We start from the raw sequence: 25,299 nt of genomic DNA, 5'->3' as shown, positions 1-25,299 counted from the left end.
AGGACGTCGGGGGCGAAGATCGGCTAAAATAGTGTTTTTCTGATTTTTAGCCTTAGCCTCTTTTAGTGAAGCATTAATGATGAAACCTCTTCGCCAGCAAAATCGCCAGATTATTAGCTATATTCCGCGTGTTGAACCCGCGCCGCCGGAACATGCGATAAAAATGGATACGTTTCGCGACGTCTGGATACTGCGCGGTAAATATGTTGCCTTTGTTCTGACGGGGGAGTCATTTCAACGGTCGCCCGCCTTTAGCGTGCCAGAATCGGCGCAACGTTGGGCGAATCAGGTTCGCCAGGAAAACGAAATCGCTGACTAAGAAAAAACAAAACGCCGGTACTGGAGACCGGCGTTTTTAGTGACAGACATTTTGAGTTGCCGATCGTCGTGTCTCAGACGATGTGAACGCCCGATAATGTATTATCGATGCGCCAGTTCAGCGTCTTCTTCGCTATCGAGAATGGTTTTATCGGTCTGCTTCAGCCACTGGCTGGTCAGCGTACCCGCGGTCATTGAGCCGCTCACGTTCAGTGCGGTACGGCCCATATCAATCAACGGTTCGACGGAGATTAACAGCGCGACCAGCGTGACCGGTAAGCCCATGGCAGGCAGCACAATCAGCGCGGCGAAGGTCGCGCCGCCGCCAACGCCGGCAACACCCGCCGAACTTACGGTAACGATACCCACCAGCGTGGCTATCCATACGGGGTCTAAGGGGTTGATGCCGACCGTCGGCGCAACCATTACCGCCAACATCGCAGGATAAAGACCGGCACAACCGTTTTGGCCGATGGTCGCGCCAAAAGAGGCAGCAAAGCTGGCGATGGACTCCGGCACGCCCAGGCGGCGGGTTTGCGCTTCCACATTAAGTGGAATGGAGGCGGCGCTGGAGCGGCTGGTAAAGGCAAATGTCAGCACCGGCCACACCTTGCGGAAATATTTCAGCGGGCTAATCCCGTTCACGCCCAATAGTATGCCGTGAACCACAAACATTATCGCCAGACCAAGATATGACGCTACCACGAAGCTTCCAAGCTTAATAATGTCCTGCAGATTGGAGCCGGCAACCACTTTCGTCATCAGCGCCAGTACGCCGTAAGGCGTAAGTTGCATCACCAGACGCACCAGCTTCATCACCCAGCTTTGCAGGGTATCGATAGCAACAAGCACACGCTCGCCTTTTGGCGCATCATCTTTCAGCAGTTTAAGCGCGGCCACGCCCAGGAATGCGGCGAAAATCACCACGCTGATAATAGACGTAGGATTTGCGCCAGTCAGATCCGCAAATGGATTTTTCGGTACAAAAGACAGCACCAGTTGCGGCACGCTGAGATCGGCCACTTTGCCGACATAGCTCGTCTCAATGGCATTCAGACGCGCGGTTTCCGCGCCGCCCTGAACCAGACCTTCCGCCGTCAGTCCGAACAGATTGGTGACCAGCACGCCCACCAGCGCTGCGATAAGGGTAGTAAACAGCAGCGTGCCGATAGTCAGAAAACTGATTTTCCCCAATTGAGAGGCGTTATGCAGTCGTGCCACGGCGCTTAAAATAGAGGCGAATACCAGCGGCATCACAATCATTTGTAGCAATTGCACATAGCCGTTGCCGACAATATTGAACCACTGAATGGAGTCTTTTAACACCTGACTGTCAGCGCCATAAATGGTGTGCAGGGCCAGACCAAAGACCACGCCCATCACAAGGCCGACAAGCACTTTTTTAGCCAGACTCCACTGTTTATGACGGGCCTGCGCCAGTACAAACAGCAGAATGACGAACACCGCAATGTTCGCAATTAATGGAAAATTCATCCCCGTTCTCCTGATTTTTTTATTATGAAGCGCTGTGTTTTAGCGATTCTGTTCGCGCAAGATTAGCAGAACTGTGAGCTGGCTCTTATATTCAAATGGAATGGTTTATGCCAAAAATGACTTTGGCGTTGATTTACTAATCAATCTGGTGATTTATAAAACGATTGAACTGCATTTGCAGGATAGTGATCATCTGCGAAGACCAGCGTATGACGTTGTTTTCCGGCATGGATTGCGGCATCCACACCGCCCAGGCAAACAACGCCATACATAAAAATCGCTCCAGTTGATTGCCTTTGCGCGGCGCCAGAATAGGCAGGCGGAAACGCCAGCGGCACGGCCACAGTAAGGGAACGCCTGCGGGGGTGAGCATATCCGCGACGATATGGCTTAAATAGCCGAGTACCATGCCTTGCAGCGCATCCGCCGGGATAATCCACGTATCCGGTACCTTGAGATAAAAGGTCGCCAGTAGGGCAAAGACCGCCAGCAGACTATGGGTAAACCCCCGGTGACCGAACGCGCGGGCGATCGGTTTCGATACCCATTTCAGGCGCTGACCAAGAAAAGATTTGGGGTGGTCGATATCCGGCAGCAGACAGGTCAAAATAGCCGAAGGAATAATATGCCACCAGTCGCCGTGTGCAAGGACGGGCGTTAACTCGGCATTCTTGGCGAAAACCGCGCTGGCTATAGAAAAAAGAAGATGTCCTTCCGCCGTCATGATAAAACCCATTAAACTGTCAATTCATACAGTATAGGGTTTTTATACAGTAGGCGGAAGTGGTGACGTTGTAACTCTTTGTCTCTGTCAAAGCCGCTTGCCGTCTGGCTCAGCGGCTAATTGCCCGTTGACTTTGTTTCGGAAACATCTTAACCGAGTAGATGCGCCGCCGTCAGCTCTGTCAGTGAGTTAAGTTTGACATTCGCCAGCGCAAAGCGCGGATCATGCTGGTTTTCTTCTGCTGGCACCACAATGGCGCGCATTCGCGCCGCCTTTGCCGCGATTAGACCATTCACCGAATCCTCCAGCGCCACGCAGGTTAATGGATCAACGCCTAATTTGGCCGCACAATCCAGATAGACCTGCGGATGCGGTTTGCTGTAGGGCAATTTTTCCGCAGAGGCCAGCGCGTCAAAACTGTCGCGCAGCTCAAACATGGTGAGCACTTTTTCCAGCATATGCAGCGGCGATGCCGAGGCAAGCCCCACTAATAGCCCCTGCGCTTTACACAGCGCCACGGCCTCGCGCACACCCGGTAAAAGAGGGCGCGTCTCTTCGATAAGCGTAATCGCGCGGGCAATAACACGGTTTGTCACTTCCTGGCGATCGGGGCCGCTCCACGGTTGCTGCGCAAACCAGAGATCGACAACCATATCAATGCGTAGCCCAAGCGTGTCTGGTAACTCATGGCGCCGAGTAATATCTACGCCTAAACTTGCCATCACGTCCAGTTCAGCGCGATCCCAGAGCGGTTCGGAATCGATCAGTAGTCCATCCATATCGAAAATTGCAGCAAGAATTTGACGTGGGGTTGACATCACAACCTCTCCTGTTGAGATTAAAAAATAACGAATTAAGCGTTCATTATGACCATGTTCTTAGTATATCGCCCTTAAAGATCAGGCGAAAACGGGAATCAACAGGTAGACTTAGGCCAAAACGACGCGTCTTTATCAAGGGGAACTCATGACGTATCAACAAGCTGGACGCATTGCAATCCTAAAAAGAGTTGTTGGGTGGGTTATTTTTATTCCGGCACTGCTTTCCACGCTCATCTCAGTCCTTAAATTTATGTATGCGCACAGTGAAAAGCAGGAGGGGATAAATGCGGTAATGCTGGATTTTACCCACGTAATGATAGACATGATGCGCGTGAATACGCCGTTTCTGAATGTTTTTTGGTACAACTCGCCGACGCCGAATTTTCAGGGAAGCCTGAATATCGGTTTCTGGCTCATTTTTATTCTGATTTTTGTCGGGCTGGCGATGCAGGATTCCGGCGCCAGAATGAGCCGCCAGTCACGTTTTTTACGTGAAGGCGTGGAAGATCAGTTGATCCTGGAAAAAGCAAAAGGCGCGGAAGGACTAACGCGTGAGCAGATAGAGTCACGTATCGTGGTGCCGCACCATACCATCTTTTTACAGTTTTTCCCGCTCTATATTTTGCCGGTCATTATTATCGTGCTCGGCTACTTTTTCTTTTCCTTGTTAGGCTTCATGTAAACTGAAAAATGCCGGATAGCCCGTATCCGGCATGGGCTGTACCTATACTGCAAGCAGCCGATCCATTGCTTTTTGCGCAGTAGCCAGGTGCTGACCGCCAAACAGCCTTGCCCGATTAAGCAGGGTGTAGAGCTGGTAAATCGGCTGCCTGTCGAGAAAATCCAGCGGTAGCGGCGAAACGGACTGATAGCCGTCATAAATCTGCGGTGGCTGATCGGTATGCAGTGGCAGCATCGCCAGATCGCATTCTCTGTCACCCCAATAGCAGGCTGGATCGAAGATATAGGGGCCGTCAGGGCCAAGCGCGCAGTTCGCCGACCATAGATCGCCATGCAAAAGAGAAGGCTGCGGTTGATGCGACGCCAGACGTTGCTGAACATGTTCAACAATGGCGTCAATATTACCAAAGGTAATGCCTTTTTCCGCAGCGAGTTCAAGTTGCCAGCCAATGCGCTGTTCGGCGAAAAAAGTCGACCAACGGCGTTGCCAGGTATTCGGCTGCGGCGTGGTAGAGAGCGCGTTGTCAAAATCGAGGCCGAATTGAGGTTGATCGCTCCATTGGTGCAGGCGCGCCAGCTGTTGTCCAAGAATAAACGCATTATGAGCATCCAGCGGGCGGGGCGAGAGGTAGTCCATGACTAAAAAGCTGTAATCCCGATCCGAACCTACCGCCCATACCTTAGGCACAACAACGGTTTTACTGCGGGAGAGCAGCTCCAGCTGATCGGCTTCAGCGGTAAAACCGCGAAGCATTTCTCGTTCATCGCACTTCACGAAAAAATCATGGCCTGCATAACGTAAATGCCATGCGGCATGAACTTCTCCGCCTGGCAGTTCATTACGCAGTTCGATTTCGCCTTCACCGACTTGCTCGCTTAAAAGACGACTGATAGCTTGCCACATAATGTCTCTCCCCACGTTGTCTGCCAGATCATAAGGTTAGCGCAAAAATGCGGTTAAAAAATACGAACTAACGCACATCACGGACGCGCCGCGGCGGGAATGGCACTTATTGTGCGTTTTTACTCCACGCCTCCCAGGTCGCCACGGTAATGTCGACATCCTTATCTAACGCGCTTTTCGCAAGTCCGGCGACAAGCGCTTTGATTTCATCAGCGCTCTGAGCGCTAACAAAGCCAAACGTATTGGTGCCGAGCTCATGCACATTCCCTTCATCGTCCGTTAATGTCAGCAAAAAACCGCTGCGCGTCAGATGATTATTGAGTTCGTTAATCTCGGTCAGGGAATCTTCATGGAAGGTTACGGTAATAACATAACGGGTAATATCGCCACTGGCCATCGTTCACCTCGTTGGGAGCAACTGTGTTTTTAACAGCGGCGGATGCGCCGCCCGTTAACCGATTTTCCGGTATCCCCCTCGCCGAGGGGGAAACGATTATTGCGCGGAAAGATAGGCATATATTTTTTGGGTATCGTCACGAGAACACAGACGCGTACCTTGATTGAGCGTAGCGGCGCTGCCTGCCGCCACACCGAAGCGCACCATCTCTTCCAGCGACGCGTCTTGCGCCAGTTTTAACGTCATCGCGCCCACCATACTGTCGCCTGCGCCGACAGTACTTTGACTTTTCACCGGGGGAGGAACAACCTGGATGCAATTCTCACTGTCTATGCCCAGCGCCCCTTGCGGCCCCAGAGAGACCACTACCCGGCGAGCCTTGCCGCTTTGCACTAATTCCTGGGCCGCTTTACGCACATCATCAGGCTGCGTCAGAACGCGATTAACCAACGCGCTCAATTCTTTCAGGTTCGGTTTCACCAGTTCGATATCGCCAAGCGCCAGCGCGGCGGTGAGCGCGTCGCCAGAGCTATCAATAATGCAGCGAATGCCTTGCTTCTGCGCGGCGGAAATCAGTTGCGTGAGTTTCTCGACCTTAACGCCGGGCGGAAGGCTGCCGCTGATAACCAGAATTGCCCCGGATTCAATTTCCAGTACCTGTTCTTCAAGCTGGCGAAATTCGTCATCGTCCAGCGTGGCGCCGGGCATAACAAAACGATACTGTTCGCCGCTGGACTCGACGTGGACGTGCAGGTTCTGACGCGTCCAGTCTTTCGCATCGACGGTAGACACGGGGACATTTTCGTCAGCCAGTAGTGCGACCAGATGTTCGCCGGTAGCGCCGCCAGCCGGGAAAATTGCGGTCGCGGTGCCGCCAAGATGCGCAATAGCGCGAGCGACATTAATACCCCCGCCGCCGGGTTCGAATACCGGCGCGGAGCACCGCAGTTTACCTTCGGGATAAATTTGCGGCGTGATTGTTGCGCTATCGAGAGAGGGCGCAAGCGTCAACGTATAGATACGTACCATCGTTACCTCCTGTTAGGCTGATTTCAGTCTGGCACTTAATCCCCGGAAAGTGAAGGAATTAACAATATGATTTTCCGGATCTTTATTTAAAGAAGTACGATGTAAAGTTATATAAATAAATGAATGCTTCGGGAGGGTTCTTATTCAAAAAATGAAATAGTAATTGATTGCTATGTTATTCGGGGCTTCTTATAATTCGCTACCTTTCCAGGGGCGTTTGTTATTGATCCCTATGAAAGTTTCCGGGACCGTCGTGGTCTCTTTTTTAGTTGTACGGACTCTATATAAATGAAGCTTTTGAAGGCAGTACCCGCTGTAGTTATGCTGGCGGGTGGCGTGTTCGCGTCTCTGTATGCCGCCGCCGATGATTCCGTTTTTACTGTCATGGATGATCCCTCCACCGCGAAAAAACCTTTTGAAGGTAATCTGAATGCGGGCTACCTTGCTCAGTCAGGCAATACTAAAAGTTCTTCCTTAACGGCTGACACGGCGATGACCTGGTATGGACAACGTACCGCCTGGTCATTATGGGGCAATGCCAGCAATACCTCCTCTAATGATGAACGCTCTTCAGAAAAATATGCGGTAGGCGCGCGTAACCGTTTTAATATGACGGATTATGATTATACCTTTGGCCAGGCCAGTTGGCTGACAGACCGTTTCAACGGTTATCGTCAGCGCGACGTACTGACCGCCGGTTACGGGCGGCAGTTCCTTAATGGTCCAGTGCACAGCTTCCGTTTTGAATTCGGTCCAGGGGTTCGCTATGACGAACATACGGACGATACCACTGAAACGCAGCCGTTGGGTTATGCTTCCGGCAGCTATGCCTGGCAGTTAACTGACAATGCTAAGTTTACACAGGGGGTGTCAGTATTTGGCGCAGAAGACACCACACTAAATTCGGAAACAGCCCTCAATGTCGCCATTAACGAACATTTTGGTCTAAAGGTGGGGTATAATTTAACGTGGAACTCGCAGCCGCCTGAATCAGCGCCGGAACATACCGATCGCCGCACTACGGTAACGCTGGGCTATAAGATGTAATATTGTACCGGGTTACATTACGTAACCCGGTTATTCCGTGGTGACGCTTCAGAAGAAGAAGGTGATGTCGCCGTTGATATAAGAATAGTCGTCTCCGGTGCGAAATTCCGACGTGACTTTGTTTAAAGAAAGAGAGAATGCGACGGGAGAATAGCCGATGGTAGCACCGACGCGATATTCATCCACGGTTTTATTAATATCCACCGTTTCCATTTTTGTTTGCAGCGTTTTCCCCTGTAACGTGTAGTTTTTATCAACTTCCCTGCGCTCAACGCCAGCAAATACTTTATAGATCAATCCCTCTTTTTGAGTGTGTATTAACCCTCGGCGGGACAGTAACCCAAACCCATTATCAGAGTTGAAGGTCTTATCATTTCCCAGCGCAACGGTTGCGCCGTACCCCAAATACTGGAAGAGATTGCCGCCGACAGCAGAGACTTCTGGATAGAAGCCCACATTGACACCCAGAATATCAATAGCTGGCGTAAGGGACACCATTCCTTTTGCCGTGTAACCATAACGGTTTTCAATTTGATCCTGCCAGGCAGGGTATTTTTCTGCGCCTATTATTCGATGCGCCCGATTCTGAACCTCCTGACCGCCTGCGTCAGGACCAATAACGCCAATATCGGTACCTAAACGATAACGTAACCAATTGGTGGCTAATGAATTCCACTCCAGTCCGGTATGAAGAAAGGCGCTGAACGCGCGGTCGCCTTTGACGGCTTCAGACTTTCTCTTATTGGCGCCTGATGGAGAATAAATATCTTGCGCGATATGAAAAGAGAGTTGACTGGCGTCAGTGAGATCGTGGCTGTAGCCTAAAAAGAGCCCGGCAGTATAATCACCCCGGTCTGCAGCCTTGTGCCCATAAAGGGCATTTAAGGATGGTTGAAATATACCTGCATCATCATTCGCCACTGAAATAGCAAGGCTACTGGCATTGGCCATTGTGGTCGTACTGAGTATGGCGGCAATCATCGTTGCGCAATAGCTGTATTTGTTCACTTTTTACCCCTGAATATGAAAGTGAATACTCTTATTTTTACAAAGTAATAAGCACAGCAGCATGATGCGCAGTGCTTATTAAACCTTTAAATATAACTAAACTCCTGCCAGCAGCGAGTCATTGAGAGGATACGTTGCCTTAATGTTGAAAAATGGTGTTGAAAAACATGCGCCAGATATTATTGAATATCCATTTTTCATTCGCTATCTGAGTGCGAGAAATTATTGGCTTCACGATTATGCATATAATACGATGTTTTTTGGTATCAATATGAATATCACGTTGTGTTCTTTTGAGCTCATTTTCTATGATGGCTTCGATGTTTATCTGTTATTAATTTTTACCGTGATAGTGTTGTCTTTAATGATGAGAGTATCTAACGGCTGGTAGGGTAATATAACCAAATTATTACCATCTGAATTATTAGGGCAGTTATTATTAAGGAAGCAAAAGTGAATAAGACCATTAATCTGCTAAAATTACTGCCCGTAGTATTATTAAGCGCATGTACTACATCGTATCCTCCCCAGGATACAACATCGGCACCCGAGTTACCCCATCGTAACGTACTCGTTCAGCAACCTGATAACTGTAGCGTTGGCTGTCCTCAAGGAGGAAGTCAACAAACAATCTATCGCCATGTCTATACGCTCAATAATAATAGCGCCACGAAATTTGCCAACTGGGTTGCCTATAGCGTGACAAAGACCAGCCAGACAAGCGGTCGCCCGCGGAACTGGGCGCAGGACCCCGATTTACCGCCCTCGGATACGTTGGCCCCTTCGGCCTATAAAAATGCCCATACGCTATTAAAAGTCGACAGGGGACACCAGGCGCCGTTGGCAGGATTGGGCGGCGTTTCGGACTGGCCGTCGTTAAATTATTTATCGAATATTACGCCGCAGAAATCCGCCCTGAACCAGGGAGCATGGGCTGCACTGGAAAACCGGGTGCGCGAACTTGCCAAACAGGCTGATGTATCTGTAGTGCACGTAGTGACCGGCCCCCTTTTTGAGCGGCATATCGCCACATTGCCAGAAGATGCGACGGTAGAAATTCCCAGCGGGTACTGGAAGGTTTTATTCACCGGAACGGCGCCGTCAAAAAGTGAAGGAAATTACGCTGCGTTTATTATGGATCAGAATACGCCCCGTTCGGCGAATTTTTGCGACTATCAGGTTACCGTGGAGGCTATCGAACATAAAACGAAGCCAGTGCTGACGCTGTGGTCTGCCTTGCCTGAAGCGGTAGCCAGCGAGGTGAAAACAACAAAGGGGAGTCTGGCGCAGAGGTTAGGTTGTCGATGAGAAGCGCTATACAGCGCGTGGAAAGATAACGGAGAAACTCTGTCAAGGGCCTTGATTTGCTACAGAGTGATGCAATCTCCCTTTTTTTAGTGTTACCATCGTCATGCCGGACGAAAATAGCGATTTTCGTCTGTGTCGAAGGTTGTGCGCCAATTTAGCAATGGTTGGCTAGATGGATACACAACTCACTGTCAATAAATTCATTTTCTCTTTGTATGTGATCTTGCGTATGGGTCACCACTGCAAATAAGGATATTACATGCCTGTTATTACTCTTCCTGATGGCAGCCAACGCCATTATGACCATCCTGTAAGCCCGATGGATGTTGCTCTGGACATTGGTCCTGGCCTGGCGAAAGCCACCATTGCGGGCCGTGTGAATGGCGAGCTGGTTGATGCTTCCGATCTGATTGAAAATGATGCGACGCTTTCCATCATCACCGCAAAAGATGAAGAGGGTCTGGAGATCATTCGTCACTCTTGCGCGCATCTGTTAGGTCACGCTATCAAGCAACTTTGGCCGCACACGAAAATGGCGATCGGCCCGGTTGTCGACAACGGTTTTTACTATGACGTTGATCTTGACCGCACGCTAACTCAGGAAGATGTCGAAGCGCTCGAAAAGCGGATGCATGAGCTCGCCGAGAAAAATTACGACGTTATCAAGAAGAAAGTCAGCTGGCACGAAGCGCGTGAAACCTTCGTGAAGCGTGGTGAAAGCTACAAAGTTTCCATTCTTGATGAAAACATTGCTCATGATGACAAGCCAGGCTTGTACCATCATGAAGAATATGTCGACATGTGTCGTGGTCCGCACGTGCCGAATATGCGTTTCTGCCATCACTTTAAACTGATGAAAACTGCCGGCGCATACTGGCGCGGTGACAGCAATAATAAGATGCTGCAGCGTATTTACGGTACGGCATGGGCAGATAAAAAAGCTCTGAACGCTTATCTGCAGCGCCTGGAAGAGGCCGCAAAACGCGACCATCGTAAAATTGGTAAGCAGCTCGACCTGTATCATATGCAGGAAGAAGCGCCGGGCATGGTGTTCTGGCATAACGACGGCTGGACTATCTTCCGCGAGCTGGAGGTCTTTGTTCGTTCTAAACTCAAAGAATACCAGTATCAAGAAGTTAAAGGCCCGTTCATGATGGACCGTGTGCTGTGGGAAAAAACCGGGCACTGGGACAACTATAAAGATGCGATGTTCACCACATCCTCAGAAAACCGCGAATATTGCATCAAGCCGATGAACTGCCCGGGCCACGTTCAGATCTTTAACCAGGGTCTGAAATCCTATCGTGATTTGCCGCTGCGTATGGCGGAATTCGGTAGCTGCCACCGTAACGAGCCATCAGGCGCGCTGCATGGTCTGATGCGCGTACGCGGCTTTACGCAGGATGATGCGCATATCTTCTGCACCGAAGAGCAGATCCGCGATGAAGTTAACGCTTGTATTCGTATGGTCTACGATATGTACAGCACCTTTGGCTTCGAGAAGATCGTCGTCAAGCTTTCCACTCGTCCTGACAAGCGTATCGGCAGCGATGAGATGTGGGATCGTGCTGAGGCGGATCTGGCGGTTGCGCTGGAAGAAAATAATATCCCGTTTGAGTATCAACTGGGTGAAGGCGCATTCTACGGTCCGAAAATTGAATTTACCTTATATGACTGCCTCGATCGTGCATGGCAGTGCGGTACAGTACAGCTGGACTTCTCCTTACCGTCTCGTCTGAGCGCCTCCTATGTAGGCGAAGACAACGAGCGTAAGGTGCCGGTAATGATTCACCGTGCGATTCTTGGGTCGATGGAACGCTTCATCGGTATCCTGACCGAAGAGTTCGCTGGTTTCTTCCCGACATGGCTCGCGCCTGTTCAGGTAGTCGTGATGAATATTACCGATTCGCAGTCTGAATACGTTAACGAATTGACGCAGAAACTACAAAATGCGGGCATTCGTGTAAAAGCAGACTTGAGAAATGAGAAGATTGGCTTTAAAATCCGCGAGCACACTTTACGTCGTGTCCCTTATATGTTGGTCTGTGGTGATAAAGAGGTGGAAGCAGGCAAAGTTGCCGTTCGCACCCGCCGCGGTAAAGACTTGGGCAGTCTGGACGTAAATGACGTGATTGAGAAGCTGCAACAAGAGATTCGCAGCCGCAGTCTTCAACAACTGGAGGAATAAAGTATTAAAGGCGGAAAACGAGTTCAAACGGCGCGTCCGAATCGTATTAATAGCGAAATTCGCGCGCAAGAAGTTCGCTTAACAGGTCTGGAAGGCGAGCAGCTTGGTATTGTGAGTCTGAGAGAAGCTCTGGAAAAAGCTGAAGAAGCCGGAGTAGACTTAGTCGAAATCAGCCCTAACGCCGAGCCGCCGGTTTGTCGTATAATGGATTACGGCAAATTCCTCTATGAAAAGAGTAAGTCTTCTAAGGAACAGAAGAAAAAGCAAAAAGTTATCCAGGTGAAGGAAATTAAATTCCGTCCTGGGACAGATGAAGGCGACTATCAGGTAAAACTCCGCAGCCTGATTCGCTTTCTCGAAGAGGGCGATAAGGCCAAAATCACGCTGCGTTTCCGCGGTCGTGAAATGGCCCACCAGCAAATCGGTATGGAAGTGCTTAATCGCGTGAAAGACGATTTGCAAGAACTGGCAGTGGTCGAATCCTTCCCAACGAAGATCGAAGGCCGTCAGATGATCATGGTGCTTGCTCCTAAGAAGAAACAGTAAGGCCTTCAAGTAACAATTCTGTGAAGCCTTCGGGCTTCACAGGTTTTGTTCGCCTATGTTTCGTTTATTAACAATGCGAAGTGGAAGTTATTAAAATGCCAAAAATTAAGACCGTACGCGGTGCTGCTAAGCGCTTCAAAAAAACCGGTAAAGGTGGTTTTAAGCACAAGCACGCTAACCTGCGTCACATTCTGACCAAAAAAGCGACTAAACGTAAACGTCACCTGCGTCCGAAAGCCATGGTTTCTAAAGGCGATCTGGGCCTGGTTATCGCGTGCCTGCCGTACGCATAAGCCGTTAACGTTTTTAACTTTTTAATTAGAATAGATACAGGAGAGCACATATGGCTCGCGTAAAACGTGGTGTAATTGCACGCGCACGTCACAAGAAAATTTTGAAACAAGCCAAAGGCTACTACGGTGCGCGTTCTCGCGTATACCGCGTTGCCTTCCAGGCAGTTATCAAAGCTGGTCAGTATGCTTACCGTGACCGTCGTCAACGTAAGCGTCAGTTCCGTCAACTGTGGATTGCGCGTATCAACGCAGCAGCACGTCAGAACGGTATTTCTTACAGCAAATTCATCAACGGCCTGAAAAAAGCCTCTGTTGAAATCGACCGTAAGATCCTGGCTGATATCGCCGTATTCGACAAAGTCGCGTTCACCGCGCTGGTTGAAAAAGCGAAAGCAGCTCTGGCATAAGCCAGTGAAAAGAGGGAGCCTGGCTCCCTCTCTTTTATTTACTGTTCAGTGAGTTGACAATTGACCTGTAACCCTTTTCAATAAAGGATATTCGGTTTTACCACATAAGGTAACGCAAGCATGAACGCTGCTATTTTCCGTTTCTTTTTTTACTTTAGCACCTGATCCCAGGAGGCTAGCGCGTGAAAAACGAAACGAAAAACAGCGCAAAAAAGCCTCCTGATGGAGGCTTTTTTTGTATCTGAAATCGAGAGATTACGTCCAATGAACCGGTGTCTTCACCGACACAATGAGGAAAACCATGTCACATCTCGCAGAGCTGGTTGCCAATGCAGCGGCCGCCATTAACCAGGCGTCAGATGTTGCCGCGTTAGACAATGTACGCGTCGAATATTTGGGCAAGAAAGGGCATTTAACCCTTCAGATGACGACCCTACGCGATCTGCCGCCGGAAGAGCGTCCGGCAGCCGGGGCAGTCATTAACGCCGCGAAAGAGCAGGTACAACAGGCTCTTAACGCGCGTAAAGCCGAGCTGGAAAGCGCAGCGCTTAACGCCCGTCTGGCCGCTGAAACCATCGATATCTCCCTGCCGGGGCGCCGTATTGAGAACGGCGGTCTGCATCCGGTCACTCGTACCATTGACCGTATTGAAAGTTTCTTCGGCGAGCTTGGTTTTACCGTGGCGACTGGCCCGGAAATCGAAGATGACTACCATAACTTCGATGCGTTAAACATTCCGGGTCATCATCCGGCCCGCGCCGATCATGATACCTTCTGGTTTGACGCGACCCGTCTGCTGCGGACCCAGACGTCTGGCGTCCAGATCCGGACGATGAAAGCGCAGCAACCGCCGATCCGTATTATTGCGCCGGGCCGTGTATACCGTAATGACTACGACCAGACGCATACTCCGATGTTCCATCAGATGGAAGGTCTGATTGTTGATACCAACATCAGCTTCACCAACCTCAAAGGTACGCTGCACGACTTCCTGCGTAATTTCTTTGAGGAGGATCTGCAGATTCGCTTCCGTCCTTCTTATTTTCCGTTCACCGAACCTTCTGCGGAAGTGGATGTGATGGGGAAAAACGGCAAATGGCTGGAAGTGCTGGGCTGCGGGATGGTGCATCCGAATGTGCTGCGTAATGTCGGTATCGATCCGGAAATCTATTCTGGCTTCGCTTTTGGTATGGGGATGGAACGTCTGACCATGTTGCGTTACGGCGTCACCGACCTGCGTTCATTCTTCGAAAACGATCTGCGTTTCCTTAAACAGTTTAAATAAAGGCAGGATAAAACAATGAAATTCAGCGAACTGTGGTTACGCGAGTGGGTTAACCCGGCAATTGATAGCGATGCGTTGGCTAACCAGATTACGATGGCTGGCCTGGAAGTAGACGGCGTTGAGCCGGTCGCGGGAAGCTTCAATGGCGTTGTGGTTGGGGAAGTGGTTGAGTGCGCCCAGCATCCGAACGCTGACAAATTGCGTGTAACGAAAGTCAACGTTGGCGGAGAACGCCTGTTGGATATCGTCTGCGGCGCGCCAAACTGTCGTCAGGGGCTGAAAGTAGCGGTGGCCACCATTGGCGCTATTCTGCCGGGCGATTTCAAAATTAAAGCGGCGAAACTGCGCGGCGAACCGTCTGAAGGGATGCTGTGCTCCTTCTCCGAACTGGGGATTTCCGACGATCACAGCGGCATTATCGAACTGCCGGCGGATGCGCCGCTGGGTACCGATATCCGTGAATACCTGAAGTTTGACGACAATACCATCGAAATTAGCGTCACGCCGAACCGTGCGGATTGCTTAGGTATCATCGGCGTTGCGCGTGATGTGGCGGTACTGAACAAAGCGCCGCTCCAGGAGCCTGAAATGGCGCCGGTTACGGCAACCATCAGCGATACGCTGCCGATTACAGTAGAGGCCGCTGATGCGTGTCCACGCTATCTGGGCCGGGTGGTAAAAGGTATCAATGTTAACGCGCCGACGCCGCTGTGGATGAAAGAGAAACTGCGTCGCTGCGGTATTCGCTCCATCGATGCGGTGGTTGACGTCACGAACTATGTGCTGCTCGAACTGGGTCAGCCAATGCATGCTTTCGATAAAGATCGCATTGATGGCGGTATTGTCGTGCGGATGGCAAAAGAGGGTGAAACCGTCGTCCTGCTGGACGGTAGCGAAGCGACGTTAAATGCGGACACGCTGGTGATCGCCGATCACCATAAGGCGCTGGGGATAGCCGGTATTTTTGGCGGCGAACATTCCGGCGTGAACGGCGAAACGCAAAATGTGCTGCTGGAATGTGCGTACTTTAATCCGCTGGCTATCACCGGTCGCGCTCGCCGCCACGGTCTGCATACCGATGCGTCTCACCGCTACGAGCGCGGGGTGGACCCGGCGCTGCAATATAAAGCGATAGAGCGCGCTACTCGTCTGCTTCTTGATATCTGTGGCGGTGATGCGGGTCCGATAATTGATGTGAGCAACGAAGCAACGTTGCCGAAACGCGCCACCATTACGCTGCGTCGCAGTAAACTGGATCGCCTGATCGGGCATCATATTGCGGATGAGCAGGTCAGTGATATTCTGCGTCGTCTGGGCTGTGAAGTGACCGAAGGGCAGGACGAGTGGAAAGCCGTGGCGCCGACCTGGCGTTTCGATATGGAGATTGAAGAAGATCTGGTGGAAGAGGTGGCCCGCGTTTACGGCTATAACAATATTCCGGACGAGCCAATCCAGGCCGGTTTAATCATGGGAACGCACCGTGAAGCCGATCTGTCGTTGAAGCGGGTTAAAACCATGCTGAACGACAAAGGCTATCAGGAAGTGATTACCTATAGCTTTGTCGATCCTAAAGTACAACAGCTCATCCATCCAGGCGCAGAAGCGCTGCTGCTGCCAAACCCTATCTCCGTTGAGATGTCGGCGATGCGTCTGTCTCTGTGGAGCGGATTGTTGGCGACGGTGGTCTATAACCAAAACCGTCAGCAGAATCGCGTGCGTATTTTTGAAACCGGTTTACGTTTCGTTCCGGATACACAAGCCAATCTGGGTATTCGACAGGATCTGATGCTGGCTGGCGTGATTTGCGGTAACCGCTATGATGAGCACTGGAACCTGGCAAAAGAGACCGTTGATTTCTATGATTTGAAAGGCGATCTGGAAGCAGTATTGGATTTAACCGGCAAACTGGGTGATATCCAGTTTAAGGCGGAGATGAATCCGGCTCTGCATCCGGGACAGTCTGCGGCGATTTATCTGAAAGATGAACGTATTGGTTTTATTGGGGTTGTTCACCCTGAACTGGAACGTAAACTGGATCTGAATGGTCGTACGCTGGTGTTTGAACTGGAATGGAATAAGCTCGCAGACCGTATCGTGCCGCAGGCGCGGGAGATTTCACGCTTCCCGGCTAACCGTCGCGATATTGCGGTTGTTGTTGCAGAAAACGTTCCCGCAGCGGATATTTTATCCGAATGTAAGAAAGTTGGCGTAAATCAGGTAGTTGGCGTAAACTTATTTGACGTGTACCGCGGTAAGGGTGTTGCGGAGGGTTATAAGAGCCTCGCTATCAGCCTGATCCTTCAGGATACCAACCGTACACTCGAAGAAGAGGAGATTGCCGCTACCGTCGCCAAATGTGTAGAGGCATTAAAAGAGCGATTCCAGGCATCATTGAGGGATTGAACCTATGGCGCTTACAAAAGCTGAAATGTCAGAATATCTGTTTGATAAGCTTGGGCTTAGCAAGCGGGATGCCAAAGAACTGGTTGAACTGTTTTTCGAAGAGATCCGTCGTGCTCTGGAAAACGGTGAGCAGGTGAAACTCTCTGGTTTTGGTAACTTCGATCTGCGTGATAAAAATCAACGTCCGGGGCGTAACCCGAAAACGGGTGAAGATATTCCTATTACAGCACGGCGCGTGGTGACCTTCAGACCCGGGCAGAAGTTAAAGAGCCGGGTCGAAAACGCTTCGCCCAAAGAAGAGTAATCAGATCCAGGCATAACATCCATCAGGGTGTATTGCGGCAGATACGCTGCCATCCCGAAAGTAGATCAGCGGGATGACAGCGTATCTGTCAGCCTGAAAGATGACCCGTATAACTAAAAAGGCCGCATTGCGGCCTTTTTTCTTTCAAGTAAAGGATACCCACCGTAAAATCACGCTACCTCTTTTCAGCTGAATGGATAACATGCTGACTTTTGCCCGCCAACAACAGCGACGAAACGTTCGCTGGCTTCTGAGCCTGTCACTGCTGGTGCTACTGGCTACACTTCTGAGCTTATGCGCAGGCGAACAGTGGATTGCCCCCGGTGACTGGTTAAGCGCCCGGGGGGAACTGTTTGTCTGGCAAATTCGCCTTCCCCGCACGCTTGCGGTATTGCTGGTTGGCGCTGCGCTGGCGCTATCTGGCGCCGTGATGCAGGCGCTGTTTGAAAATCCACTTGCTGAACCGGGCCTGCTCGGCGTTTCGAATGGGGCCGGTGTTGGGCTTATTGCCGCCGTCTTACTGGGGCAGGGGCAACTGCCAGGATGGGCGCTGGGGCTGTGCGCTATAGCCGGCGCGCTCATTATTACGTTAATCCTGCTGCGTTTTGCGCGTCGCCATCTCTCTACCAGCCGCTTGTTGTTGGCGGGCGTCGCGCTGGGCATTATCTGTAGCGCGCTGATGACGTGGGCTATCTATTTTTCCACCTCTTTCGATCTGCGGCAATTAATGTACTGGATGATGGGAGGATTTGGCGGCGTTGACTGGCAGCAGAGCTGGCTAATGATTGCGCTCATCCCGGTACTGATCTGGATATGTTGCCAGTCGCAACCGCTGAATATGCTGGCGCTAGGGGAAACCTCGGCGCGACAGCTTGGCCTGCCGCTGTGGTTCTGGCGCAATTTGTTGGTCGTCGCCACCGGCTGGATGGTGGGCGTCAGCGTGGCGATGGCGGGGGCGATTGGTTTTATCGGTCTGGTTATTCCGCACATCCTGCGCTTATGTGGTTTAACCGATCACCGGGTTTTACTTCCCGGCTGCGCGCTGGCCGGGGCTATCGCCCTGCTATTGGCTGATGTGGTCGCCCGACTGGCGCTGGCGTCGGCTGAACTGCCTATCGGGGTGGTCACCGCCACATTGGGGGCGCCAGTGTTTATCTGGCTGCTACTCAAATCCGCGCGTTAGCGCATCGGTAAACAACTGCTTTCATCATTCGCAGTCTATGATTAAAGGCTAACGATGAAACCCGCTATTCTACCGACATCAGGGAGACACCATGCAAAACTCGCTTCTTAATACTCACGTTACGACGATTGATGGAGAGGTCACTACACTTGAAAAATACGCCGGAAAAGTGCTGCTCATTGTAAACGTCGCCTCCAGATGTGGCCTGACGCCGCAATATGAACAGTTGGAAAATATCCAGAAGGCGTGGGCAGATCAGGGGTTTGTCGTGTTGGGTTTTCCCTGCAACCAGTTTATGGGGCAGGAGCCAGACAGCGAAGAGGAGATTAAAACCTATTGTGCCAGCACCTGGGGCGTCACGTTCCCGATGTTCAGTAAAATTGATGTGAATGGCGACGCGCGCCATCCGCTGTATCAAAAACTGATAGCCGCTGCGCCAACGGCAGTCGCGCCGGAGAAGAGCGGCTTTTACGAACGGATGGTAAGCAAAGGGCGTACGCCACTCTATCCGGATGATATTCTGTGGAATTTTGAAAAATTTTTGGTAGGCCGGGATGGTCAGGTGGTACAGCGTTTTTCGCCGGATATGACGCCTGAAGATCCTATTGTGATGGAAAGCATAAAAATCGCGTTGGCAAAATAATGTCTCAATTGATGCAATTAAAGGACGTCGCCGAGAGCACCCGCCTGGGGCCGCTTTCCGGCGAAGTAAGCGCAGGAGAGATCCTTCATCTTGTCGGGCCGAACGGCGCCGGGAAAAGCACGCTGCTGGCGCGTATGGCAGGGTTAACCTCCGGCGAGGGGAGCATCAGGTTTGGCGGAGCGCCGCTGGAGGCATGGGCGACGGCAACGCTTGCCCAACACCGCGCTTATCTTGCGCAACAGCAAAATCCGCCGTTCGCTATGCCGGTCTGGCATTACCTGACATTGCATCAACCTGATAAAACGCGAACTGGGCAGCTTAACGAGGTGGCCGATATGCTTGGATTGGGCGACAAACTGGGGCGAAGCGTGAATCAGCTTTCCGGTGGCGAGTGGCAGCGTGTTCGCCTTGCTGCCGTTGTACTACAAATTCATCCCGACGCTAATCCGGTCGGTCAATTATTGCTGCTTGATGAGCCGATGAACAGTCTCGATGTTGCGCAACAAAACGCTTTGGATCGGGTGTTACATCATTTGTGTCAGGCAGGAATTGCGATTGTGATGAGTAGCCACGATCTGAACCACACGCTGCGCCATGCGCATAAAGCCTGGTTACTAAAGCGCGGTAAACTCATTGCCTGCGGCCGCCGGGAAGAGGTGCTCACCCCCTCTTATCTGGCGCAAGCCTACGGTCTGCGCTTTCGACGACTCGACGTCGAGGGGCATCCAATGCTCATTTCGGCCACTTAAGTAAAATCGTTTCTTGAAAAGCAGGTAATTTCGACGCTAAATTAATACCAAAATAAAAACAGAGGATTGTTGCGGCATGCGTTTTTGGCTTCTTGTTATCACAGCATTGTTCCTGGCAGGATGCAGTACTCATCGGGCACCGGCGCCAAATGCCAGATTATCAGACTCCATTACCGTCATTGCGGGTCTGAACGATCAGTTGCAGTCCTGGCGCGGTACGCCATACCGTTACGGCGGCATGAGTCGCAGAGGCGTGGACTGTTCCGGCTTTGTGGTAGTCACTATGCGCGACAAGTTTGATTTGCAGTTGCCTCGTGATACGCGTGAACAATCAAAAATCGGCACCAGAATCGATAAAGATGAATTGCTGCCCGGAGATTTGGTTTTCTTTAAAACCGGTTCGGGCGAAAGTGGTTTACATGTTGGTATTTACGATACAAATAATGAGTTTATTCATGCCTCTACCAGTCGTGGCGTGATGCGTTCATCGCTGGATAATGTGTACTGGCGAAAAAACTTCTGGCAGGCACGGCGAATTTAACCTCGCAGACGATATAAATTTTATAGTCTATTTTTAACATATCGCCGGTTGAACTTATGACATCTGTTGTCATCATATATAATGATATAACCGTAGCATTTACAAACGTACTTTTATTAAAAACGGGCGTGTTCACGCCCTGTTAAAAGTACAAGATTGAATATTGGTTTATAATCAGAGTAAGTTAAAAAAAGGAACCGGTTCACCGGTAAACAAGAAAAATGATGACGCTTCAATTAGTATCTGAAGTTACGTCTGTTTCCGTCCGTAGTGACTGGATGGCGAATAGCGCCCTAACCATGGGACTGGCGTAATGATTGCTTCACTTGATGAGCTTTACCATTCCGAACTCTTTTTCCTTCCCGTCATGGATGAAAACGCTCGGCTTGTTGGTTTAGAGATTATTGCAACGTTTGCCGCTGAAGACGGCGCCGTGCGGATGCCGACTGAGTTGGTAGCGCCTCGCCTTTCGGTGGAGGAACAATACTGTCTGTTTGTTGAAAAACTGGCGTTGTTAGAAACCTGTCAGCACTTTTTTATTCAGCATAAACTTATTGCATGGCTTAATTTACCGCCTGCAATTAGTGACTTATTATTATTAGATAGCGAACTTTTTTCCCGGGCAGCGCGCTTTCCGTTTCTTGAATTAGCTATAAATGAGAATTATCCTGGGTTAAACCAGGGCAAAAACAATGAAACGTTAGCTAATCTGGCAATGCATTTCCCATTAATGCTGGCAAATTTTGGGGCAGGCGAGGCGTCGACTAAAGCTATTTTCGATGGGCTTTTCAAACGAGTCATGTTGGATAAAAATTTTATTCAGCAGCGAGCTGAAATGATCTCATTCGAACCATTCATGCACGCCATCGTTGCCCAGATCTCCTCCAGCTGCGAGTCGCTGATGATTGCCGGTATTGATACTGAGGCGATGTTTGCGCGCGCAGCGCCATTGGGGTTTAGCGCATTCCAGGGCGGACTATGGCCTCCGGTGCCGGTAAGCCAGCTCATTAAACTCGTTCAGCGATAACCTTTCTGTTTGCCGGTGTTTAACCGGTGATTAACCGTCTACACTGAAGACAGGAGGCCCTATGACCCTGTCTTTTACTGCCCGTTGGCGCGATGAACTGCCAGCAACGTATACCGCGCTTTTACCCACACCGTTAAAAAATGCGCGACTGATTTGGTATAACGACGAACTGGCGCAGCAGTTAGCCATTCCCGCGTCGTTATTTGACGCTACTAATGGCGCTGGCGTTTGGGGCGGCGAAACCTTATTACCCGGTATGTCGCCTGTCGCGCAGGTATATAGCGGGCATCAGTTCGGCGTCTGGGCGGGGCAGCTCGGCGACGGACGCGGTATTTTGCTGGGCGAACAGCTTCTGGCGGATGGCTCGACCCTCGACTGGCATCTGAAAGGCGCCGGATTAACACCCTATTCACGAATGGGGGATGGGCGCGCCGTCCTGCGTTCAACCATACGAGAAAGTCTTGCCAGCGAAGCCATGCATTATCTGGGTATTCCCACGACGCGCGCGTTATCTATCGTAGCCAGCGATACGCCGGTTCAGCGAGAGACGCAGGAAACGGGCGCGATGTTAATGCGTCTGGCGCAAAGTCATATGCGTTTTGGTCATTTCGAACATTTCTACTACCGCCGTGAACCGGAAAAAGTTCAGCAACTGGCTGATTTCGCTATTCGTCATTACTGGCCGCAATGGCAGGATGTCCCGGAAAAATATGCTTTGTGGTTTGAAGAGGTGGCGGCGCGTACCGGAAGACTCATCGCCGAGTGGCAAACCGTCGGTTTTTCGCACGGCGTTATGAATACGGATAACATGTCGATTCTGGGGCTGACCATCGACTATGGTCCCTTTGGTTTTCTCGATGACTACGATCCCGGCTTCATTGGTAACCATTCCGATCATCAGGGACGTTACCGCTTCGATAATCAACCGTCGGTGGCGCTGTGGAATTTACAACGTCTGGCGCAGACGTTAACCCCTTTTATTGAGATCGACGCGTTAAACAGAGCGCTGGATCGCTACCAGGACGCGTTGTTAACGCACTATGGGCAGCGAATGCGCCAGAAGCTGGGCTTCTTTACCGAGCAAAAAGACGATAACGCTTTACTGAACGAATTGTTTAGTCTGATGGCGCGCGAAGGGAGTGACTATACCCGTACATTTCGGATGTTAAGCCATACGGAGCAACAGAGCGCTTCCTCGCCGTTGCGGGATACGTTTATCGATCGCGCGGCGTTCGATGCCTGGTTCGACCGCTACCGGGCGCGATTGCGCACAGAGGCGGTGGATGACGCGCTGCGCCAGCAGCAGATGCAACGCGTGAATCCTGCGATTGTGTTGCGCAACTGGCTGGCGCAACGCGCGATAGACGCGGCTGAACAGGGAGACATGGCGGAACTGCATCGGTTGCATGAAGTTTTACGTCAACCTTTTACCGATCGAGATGATGACTATGCCAGCCGACCACCGGAGTGGGGAAAGCGGCTGGAGGTCAGTTGTTCAAGTTAGCCTGATGCCAGCAGCATCGTCTGCTGGCGGGAGCGCTATTTGGTTAACAGTAGTTTACCGGCCTGAGTTTTGCGCAACAGATACTCCTGACCGTTGTGATCGATAATGACTTTGCCGTCCGGACCTAATAGCGCCTGACTGTTGACGCGCCGTTCAGCGGCAGGGAGAAGCGTTTCATTGTCCATTTCCTTAGGGTGAGGCAGCTCGGTGTTATCCATACGCGACATGTTATTTATTAATAATCAAACTCACAATGATTATTATTATCAATAATTAATGCGATAACAGCAAGTGCTAATTCTGTGGAGTGATATACGCGCGCGGAGAGAAAAGGGCGGGTAAAGCATCGAAGAAACGCCCATCCCGGCAGGATGGGCGAGCTATTAAAAGCGGCTGTCTACCGCTGCGGCCAGTTTTTCCAACAGAACTTCCGTATCTTCCCAGTTCAGGCAGGGATCGGTAATGGACTGACCATAGATTAATGGTTGACCGCTGATAATTTTTTGCGTGCCTTCCCGTAAAAAACTCTCGGCCATAATCCCGGCAATTGCCGTGGAGCCATTACGAATCTGCTGGCAAATATCATCACATACCTCCAGCTGGCGGCGATGCTGTTTTTGACAGTTGCCGTGGCTGAAGTCGACGACCAGATGTTCCGGCAGATCAAATTCATGCAACGTGTCGCAGGCGGCGGCAATATCTTCAGCGTGGTAGTTCGGTTTTTTACCGCCGCGCATGATGATGTGCCCATACGGGTTGCCACTCGTCTGGTAGATGGTCATCTGTCCGTCTTTATCCGGCGAGAGAAACATATGGCTGGCGCGGGAAGCGCGAATAGCGTCAACGGCAATGCGAGTATTGCCATCTGTACCATTTTTAAAGCCGACCGGACAAGAGAGCGCAGAAGCCATTTCCCGATGGATTTGGCTTTCGGTGGTACGCGCGCCAATCGCTCCCCAACTGATCAGATCGGCAATAAACTGGCCGGTGACCATATCAAGAAATTCTGTGGCGGTCGGTACTCCCAGTTCGTTCACCTGCAATAGCAAGCGACGCGCCAGTTCAAGCCCATAATTGACGCGGTAACTTCCATTCAAGTCGGGATCGGAAATCAGGCCTTTCCATCCCACAACGGTGCGCGGTTTTTCAAAATAGGTGCGCATGACGATCTCCAGACGCGCCTGATGCTTTTGGCGTTGTGCCTGGAGCTGCGTCGCGTATTCCATGGCAGCATTCAGATCGTGAATCGAACAGGGGCCAATGACGACCAGTAGCCGTGGATCTTCACCATTTAAAATCTTTTCTATCCGGCGTCGGGAGTCGGTAACGTGACTGGCGACGGAGGACGATACAGGATACCGCTGCGCGAGTTCGGTCGGTGTTACCAGGCTGTCGATACGCGCAGTACGGAGTTCGTCGGTTCTGTTCATTACAAGTCTCAGAAATTTGTTGCTTCAACGGCAGGACTACCGGGAAGTGATGGGCATCACGATAAACCAATCCCTGCTGATTTCAAGTGCGAGGCGTGTCACACCTCGCAGGCAGAACGGCATGATAACAAAAACCAACCCACTAAACTAGTTTGCTAGTACATCCTGCGGTTAAGCCCCATAATGTCGAGAATTTTGGTGGCTATCTCTTCAACGGAATAATTGGTGCTGTTCAGGCAGGGGATCTGATTCTTACGATACAGCGCTTCGACCTCCGCCACTTCCATGCGGCACTGACGCAACGAGGCATAGCGACTGTTTTCACGGCGTTCTTCGCGAATTGCCGCCAGGCGTTCAGGGTCAATTGTCAGGCCGAACAGTTTATGTTGTAGCGGTTTTAACGATGTGGGCAGCGTCAAATTATCCATATCATCGGCGATGAAAGGGTAGTTAGCCGCACGAATACCGAATTGCATCGCCAGATAGAGGCTGGTGGGCGTTTTTCCACAGCGCGAAACGCCAAGTAAAATGACCTGGGCCTGATCGAGGTTGCGCAATGAAATGCCATCATCATGCGCCAGGGTATAATCGATAGCGGCAATACGGGCGTCATACTTGTTCAGGTTACCCGGATTAAGCCCATGAGTACGATGAGCGATCGGCGTCGGATCCAGTTTCATCTCCTGCTGAAGCGGCGCCACCAGCGCCTGGACGATATCCTGGCAGAAACCTTCGCTCTGTAAGATGATGGCGCGAATTTCAGGTAAAACAATCGAGTAAAACACCAGCGGGCGAACGCCGGTTTGCTGATAAATGGCGTCAATTTGGTCTTTGACGGCGCGGGCGCGACTTTCGTTTTCCACGAATGGCAGCGTGATGCTGCTGATCGTCACCGGAAACTGCGACATAACCGCGTGACCCAGGACCTCGGCGGTGATGGCGGTACCATCAGAAATATAGAAAACATGGCGATCAACAACATTATCCATTCTGTTCATCCTGAAGAGTAAACATAATTATCTGAAAGCATAAATTAAAAGTAACGGGAAACGTATAACTTGTCGC

General features: G+C 51.0%; 28 protein-coding genes, 1 pseudogene and 1 other annotated feature. Of the genes and pseudogenes, 19 read left to right on the top strand and 10 right to left on the bottom strand.

Going from position 1 to position 25,299, the window contains the following annotated elements; translation table 11 throughout:
• The first annotated feature begins 76 nt into the window (after window positions 1-76).
• Window positions 77-319 (top strand): cell division activator CedA, encoded by a 243-nt coding sequence (gene cedA / locus K8W53_RS12895; protein WP_000977510.1) that lies wholly within the window; start codon window positions 77-79, stop codon window positions 317-319.
• A gap of 101 nt (window positions 320-420) precedes the next feature.
• Here cedA and tcyP read toward each other — a convergent pair whose 3' ends face one another.
• The 3 genes from tcyP to hxpB all read right to left on the bottom strand — a co-directional run bounded on the left by tcyP (window position 421) and on the right by hxpB (window position 3,354).
• A complete protein-coding gene (gene tcyP, locus K8W53_RS12890) occupies window positions 421-1,812 on the bottom strand; it encodes a cystine/sulfocysteine:cation symporter (protein ID WP_001010662.1) in 1,392 nt (463 codons plus the stop codon).
• A gap of 136 nt (window positions 1,813-1,948) precedes the next feature.
• Window positions 1,949-2,548 (bottom strand): metal-dependent hydrolase, encoded by a 600-nt coding sequence (locus tag K8W53_RS12885; RefSeq protein WP_000505804.1) that lies wholly within the window; start codon window positions 2,546-2,548, stop codon window positions 1,949-1,951.
• A 137-nt stretch (window positions 2,549-2,685) separates the two neighbouring features.
• Entirely contained in the window at window positions 2,686-3,354 is a 669-nt protein-coding gene (gene hxpB / locus K8W53_RS12880; protein ID WP_000106854.1) for a hexitol phosphatase HxpB, read from the bottom strand.
• 148 nt (window positions 3,355-3,502) lie between these two features.
• Between hxpB and K8W53_RS12875 the strand changes: the two genes are divergently transcribed.
• Window positions 3,503-4,039: a YniB family protein gene (locus tag K8W53_RS12875; protein ID WP_000222158.1), complete on the top strand. Its 537-nt coding sequence runs from the start codon at window positions 3,503-3,505 to the stop codon at window positions 4,037-4,039.
• Between the two features lie 42 nt (window positions 4,040-4,081).
• Here the strand turns inward: K8W53_RS12875 and K8W53_RS12870 are convergent, their stop codons facing one another.
• From K8W53_RS12870 to pfkB, 3 genes are all read right to left on the bottom strand, one after another.
• Window positions 4,082-4,942, bottom strand: coding sequence for a fructosamine kinase family protein (locus K8W53_RS12870; RefSeq protein ID WP_000267686.1), 861 nt, complete (start codon window positions 4,940-4,942; stop codon window positions 4,082-4,084).
• Between the two features lie 106 nt (window positions 4,943-5,048).
• Window positions 5,049-5,339, bottom strand: a complete 291-nt coding sequence (gene ghoS, locus K8W53_RS12865; protein ID WP_000146133.1) for a type V toxin-antitoxin system endoribonuclease antitoxin GhoS — start codon at window positions 5,337-5,339, stop codon at window positions 5,049-5,051.
• Between the two features lie 96 nt (window positions 5,340-5,435).
• Window positions 5,436-6,368 (bottom strand): 6-phosphofructokinase II, encoded by a 933-nt coding sequence (gene pfkB / locus K8W53_RS12860; protein ID WP_161400172.1) that lies wholly within the window; start codon window positions 6,366-6,368, stop codon window positions 5,436-5,438.
• A gap of 288 nt (window positions 6,369-6,656) precedes the next feature.
• Here pfkB and K8W53_RS12855 point away from each other — a divergent pair, with 288 nt between their 5' ends.
• Entirely contained in the window at window positions 6,657-7,415 is a 759-nt protein-coding gene (locus tag K8W53_RS12855; RefSeq protein ID WP_000770981.1) for a YdiY family protein, read from the top strand.
• Window positions 7,416-7,463: 48 nt separating this feature from the next.
• Here the strand turns inward: K8W53_RS12855 and K8W53_RS12850 are convergent, their stop codons facing one another.
• On the bottom strand, window positions 7,464-8,423 hold the full coding sequence (locus K8W53_RS12850) for a lipid A deacylase LpxR family protein (protein WP_023195094.1): 960 nt from the start codon (window positions 8,421-8,423) through the stop codon (window positions 7,464-7,466).
• Window positions 8,424-8,565: 142 nt separating this feature from the next.
• Between K8W53_RS12850 and K8W53_RS12845 the strand changes: the two are divergent.
• From K8W53_RS12845 to selO, 16 genes and pseudogenes are all read left to right on the top strand, one after another.
• Window positions 8,566-8,880 (top strand): annotated as a pseudogene (locus K8W53_RS12845) (hypothetical protein).
• Window positions 8,877-9,731, top strand: coding sequence for a DNA/RNA non-specific endonuclease (locus K8W53_RS12840; protein WP_023225141.1), 855 nt, complete (start codon window positions 8,877-8,879; stop codon window positions 9,729-9,731). The pseudogene K8W53_RS12845 and the gene K8W53_RS12840 overlap by 4 nt, the downstream one beginning before the upstream one ends.
• Window positions 9,732-9,990: 259 nt before the next feature.
• Entirely contained in the window at window positions 9,991-11,919 is a 1,929-nt protein-coding gene (gene thrS / locus K8W53_RS12835; protein WP_001144226.1) for a threonine--tRNA ligase, read from the top strand.
• Between the two features lie 3 nt (window positions 11,920-11,922).
• Window positions 11,923-12,465, top strand: coding sequence for a translation initiation factor IF-3 (gene infC, locus K8W53_RS12830; protein WP_001574431.1), 543 nt, complete (start codon window positions 11,923-11,925; stop codon window positions 12,463-12,465).
• Window positions 12,466-12,560: 95 nt separating this feature from the next.
• The gene (gene rpmI, locus K8W53_RS12825; RefSeq protein WP_001124225.1) at window positions 12,561-12,758 is read left to right on the top strand and encodes a 50S ribosomal protein L35; all 198 of its coding nucleotides are present in this window, start codon (window positions 12,561-12,563) and stop codon (window positions 12,756-12,758) included.
• Between the two features lie 50 nt (window positions 12,759-12,808).
• Window positions 12,809-13,165, top strand: a complete 357-nt coding sequence (gene rplT, locus K8W53_RS12820) for a 50S ribosomal protein L20 (RefSeq protein ID WP_000124850.1) — start codon at window positions 12,809-12,811, stop codon at window positions 13,163-13,165.
• Window positions 13,166-13,280: 115 nt separating this feature from the next.
• Window positions 13,281-13,404: a sequence feature (Phe leader region), on the top strand.
• Window positions 13,286-13,330, top strand: a complete 45-nt coding sequence (gene pheM / locus K8W53_RS12815) for a pheST operon leader peptide PheM (protein WP_001386830.1) — start codon at window positions 13,286-13,288, stop codon at window positions 13,328-13,330. It overlaps the preceding feature by 45 nt.
• A 62-nt stretch (window positions 13,405-13,466) precedes the next feature.
• Complete coding sequence (gene pheS, locus K8W53_RS12810; RefSeq protein WP_000018570.1) at window positions 13,467-14,450, top strand: phenylalanine--tRNA ligase subunit alpha; 984 nt, start codon at window positions 13,467-13,469, stop codon at window positions 14,448-14,450.
• 15 nt (window positions 14,451-14,465) lie between these two features.
• A complete protein-coding gene (pheT, locus tag K8W53_RS12805) occupies window positions 14,466-16,853 on the top strand; it encodes a phenylalanine--tRNA ligase subunit beta (protein ID WP_023225140.1) in 2,388 nt (795 codons plus the stop codon).
• A gap of 4 nt (window positions 16,854-16,857) precedes the next feature.
• Entirely contained in the window at window positions 16,858-17,157 is a 300-nt protein-coding gene (ihfA, locus tag K8W53_RS12800; RefSeq protein WP_001229266.1) for an integration host factor subunit alpha, read from the top strand.
• A 202-nt stretch (window positions 17,158-17,359) separates the two neighbouring features.
• A complete protein-coding gene (gene btuC / locus K8W53_RS12795; protein WP_000954984.1) occupies window positions 17,360-18,340 on the top strand; it encodes a vitamin B12 ABC transporter permease BtuC in 981 nt (326 codons plus the stop codon).
• Window positions 18,341-18,431: 91 nt separating this feature from the next.
• Complete coding sequence (locus K8W53_RS12790) at window positions 18,432-18,983, top strand: glutathione peroxidase (protein WP_023225138.1); 552 nt, start codon at window positions 18,432-18,434, stop codon at window positions 18,981-18,983.
• Complete coding sequence (btuD, locus tag K8W53_RS12785; RefSeq protein WP_000080607.1) at window positions 18,983-19,732, top strand: vitamin B12 ABC transporter ATP-binding protein BtuD; 750 nt, start codon at window positions 18,983-18,985, stop codon at window positions 19,730-19,732. Before K8W53_RS12790 ends, btuD begins: the two co-directional genes overlap by 1 nt.
• Before the next feature lie 76 nt (window positions 19,733-19,808).
• Entirely contained in the window at window positions 19,809-20,273 is a 465-nt protein-coding gene (locus tag K8W53_RS12780) for a C40 family peptidase (RefSeq protein ID WP_001213256.1), read from the top strand.
• 313 nt (window positions 20,274-20,586) lie between these two features.
• Complete coding sequence (gene ydiV / locus K8W53_RS12775; protein ID WP_000562005.1) at window positions 20,587-21,300, top strand: anti-FlhDC factor YdiV; 714 nt, start codon at window positions 20,587-20,589, stop codon at window positions 21,298-21,300.
• A 61-nt stretch (window positions 21,301-21,361) separates the two neighbouring features.
• Entirely contained in the window at window positions 21,362-22,804 is a 1,443-nt protein-coding gene (gene selO / locus K8W53_RS12770; protein WP_000175665.1) for a protein adenylyltransferase SelO, read from the top strand.
• Between the two features lie 35 nt (window positions 22,805-22,839).
• Here selO and hemP read toward each other — a convergent pair whose 3' ends face one another.
• The 3 genes from hemP to ppsR all read right to left on the bottom strand — a co-directional run bounded on the left by hemP (window position 22,840) and on the right by ppsR (window position 25,223).
• On the bottom strand, window positions 22,840-23,031 hold the full coding sequence (gene hemP, locus K8W53_RS12765; RefSeq protein WP_000089118.1) for a hemin uptake protein HemP: 192 nt from the start codon (window positions 23,029-23,031) through the stop codon (window positions 22,840-22,842).
• A 156-nt stretch (window positions 23,032-23,187) separates the two neighbouring features.
• The gene (gene aroH / locus K8W53_RS12760; protein ID WP_001082196.1) at window positions 23,188-24,234 is read right to left on the bottom strand and encodes a 3-deoxy-7-phosphoheptulonate synthase AroH; all 1,047 of its coding nucleotides are present in this window, start codon (window positions 24,232-24,234) and stop codon (window positions 23,188-23,190) included.
• 155 nt (window positions 24,235-24,389) lie between these two features.
• Window positions 24,390-25,223, bottom strand: coding sequence for a posphoenolpyruvate synthetase regulatory kinase/phosphorylase PpsR (gene ppsR, locus K8W53_RS12755; protein ID WP_000370992.1), 834 nt, complete (start codon window positions 25,221-25,223; stop codon window positions 24,390-24,392).
• Between the last annotated feature and the right edge of the window lie 76 nt (window positions 25,224-25,299).

It is taken from the genome of Salmonella sp. A29-2 (assembly GCF_020150755.1).
Lineage (GTDB): Bacteria > Pseudomonadota > Gammaproteobacteria > Enterobacterales > Enterobacteriaceae > Salmonella > Salmonella enterica.
This window is presented reverse-complemented; position numbering and strand designations above follow the sequence as displayed.

What these genes read in the sequence shown, in the direction of transcription:
- rplT (WP_000124850.1), top strand. Translation starts at nt 12,809, where the DNA reads ATGGCTCGCGTAAAACGTGGTGTAATTGCACGCGCACGTCACAAGAAA.
- pheT (WP_023225140.1), top strand. Translation starts at nt 14,466, where the DNA reads ATGAAATTCAGCGAACTGTGGTTACGCGAGTGGGTTAACCCGGCAATT.
- ppsR (WP_000370992.1), bottom strand. Translation starts at nt 25,223, where the DNA reads ATGGATAATGTTGTTGATCGCCATGTTTTCTATATTTCTGATGGTACC.
- hxpB (WP_000106854.1), bottom strand. Translation starts at nt 3,354, where the DNA reads ATGTCAACCCCACGTCAAATTCTTGCTGCAATTTTCGATATGGATGGA.
- K8W53_RS12885 (WP_000505804.1), bottom strand. Translation starts at nt 2,548, where the DNA reads ATGGGTTTTATCATGACGGCGGAAGGACATCTTCTTTTTTCTATAGCC.
- rpmI (WP_001124225.1), top strand. Translation starts at nt 12,561, where the DNA reads ATGCCAAAAATTAAGACCGTACGCGGTGCTGCTAAGCGCTTCAAAAAA.
- thrS (WP_001144226.1), top strand. Translation starts at nt 9,991, where the DNA reads ATGCCTGTTATTACTCTTCCTGATGGCAGCCAACGCCATTATGACCAT.
- K8W53_RS12780 (WP_001213256.1), top strand. Translation starts at nt 19,809, where the DNA reads ATGCGTTTTTGGCTTCTTGTTATCACAGCATTGTTCCTGGCAGGATGC.
- K8W53_RS12855 (WP_000770981.1), top strand. Translation starts at nt 6,657, where the DNA reads ATGAAGCTTTTGAAGGCAGTACCCGCTGTAGTTATGCTGGCGGGTGGC.
- K8W53_RS12790 (WP_023225138.1), top strand. Translation starts at nt 18,432, where the DNA reads ATGCAAAACTCGCTTCTTAATACTCACGTTACGACGATTGATGGAGAG.
- ydiV (WP_000562005.1), top strand. Translation starts at nt 20,587, where the DNA reads ATGATTGCTTCACTTGATGAGCTTTACCATTCCGAACTCTTTTTCCTT.
- K8W53_RS12870 (WP_000267686.1), bottom strand. Translation starts at nt 4,942, where the DNA reads ATGTGGCAAGCTATCAGTCGTCTTTTAAGCGAGCAAGTCGGTGAAGGC.
- ihfA (WP_001229266.1), top strand. Translation starts at nt 16,858, where the DNA reads ATGGCGCTTACAAAAGCTGAAATGTCAGAATATCTGTTTGATAAGCTT.
- cedA (WP_000977510.1), top strand. Translation starts at nt 77, where the DNA reads ATGATGAAACCTCTTCGCCAGCAAAATCGCCAGATTATTAGCTATATT.
- btuD (WP_000080607.1), top strand. Translation starts at nt 18,983, where the DNA reads ATGTCTCAATTGATGCAATTAAAGGACGTCGCCGAGAGCACCCGCCTG.
- selO (WP_000175665.1), top strand. Translation starts at nt 21,362, where the DNA reads ATGACCCTGTCTTTTACTGCCCGTTGGCGCGATGAACTGCCAGCAACG.
- K8W53_RS12875 (WP_000222158.1), top strand. Translation starts at nt 3,503, where the DNA reads ATGACGTATCAACAAGCTGGACGCATTGCAATCCTAAAAAGAGTTGTT.
- hemP (WP_000089118.1), bottom strand. Translation starts at nt 23,031, where the DNA reads ATGTCGCGTATGGATAACACCGAGCTGCCTCACCCTAAGGAAATGGAC.
- pheS (WP_000018570.1), top strand. Translation starts at nt 13,467, where the DNA reads ATGTCACATCTCGCAGAGCTGGTTGCCAATGCAGCGGCCGCCATTAAC.
- pfkB (WP_161400172.1), bottom strand. Translation starts at nt 6,368, where the DNA reads ATGGTACGTATCTATACGTTGACGCTTGCGCCCTCTCTCGATAGCGCA.
- ghoS (WP_000146133.1), bottom strand. Translation starts at nt 5,339, where the DNA reads ATGGCCAGTGGCGATATTACCCGTTATGTTATTACCGTAACCTTCCAT.
- btuC (WP_000954984.1), top strand. Translation starts at nt 17,360, where the DNA reads ATGCTGACTTTTGCCCGCCAACAACAGCGACGAAACGTTCGCTGGCTT.
- tcyP (WP_001010662.1), bottom strand. Translation starts at nt 1,812, where the DNA reads ATGAATTTTCCATTAATTGCGAACATTGCGGTGTTCGTCATTCTGCTG.
- aroH (WP_001082196.1), bottom strand. Translation starts at nt 24,234, where the DNA reads ATGAACAGAACCGACGAACTCCGTACTGCGCGTATCGACAGCCTGGTA.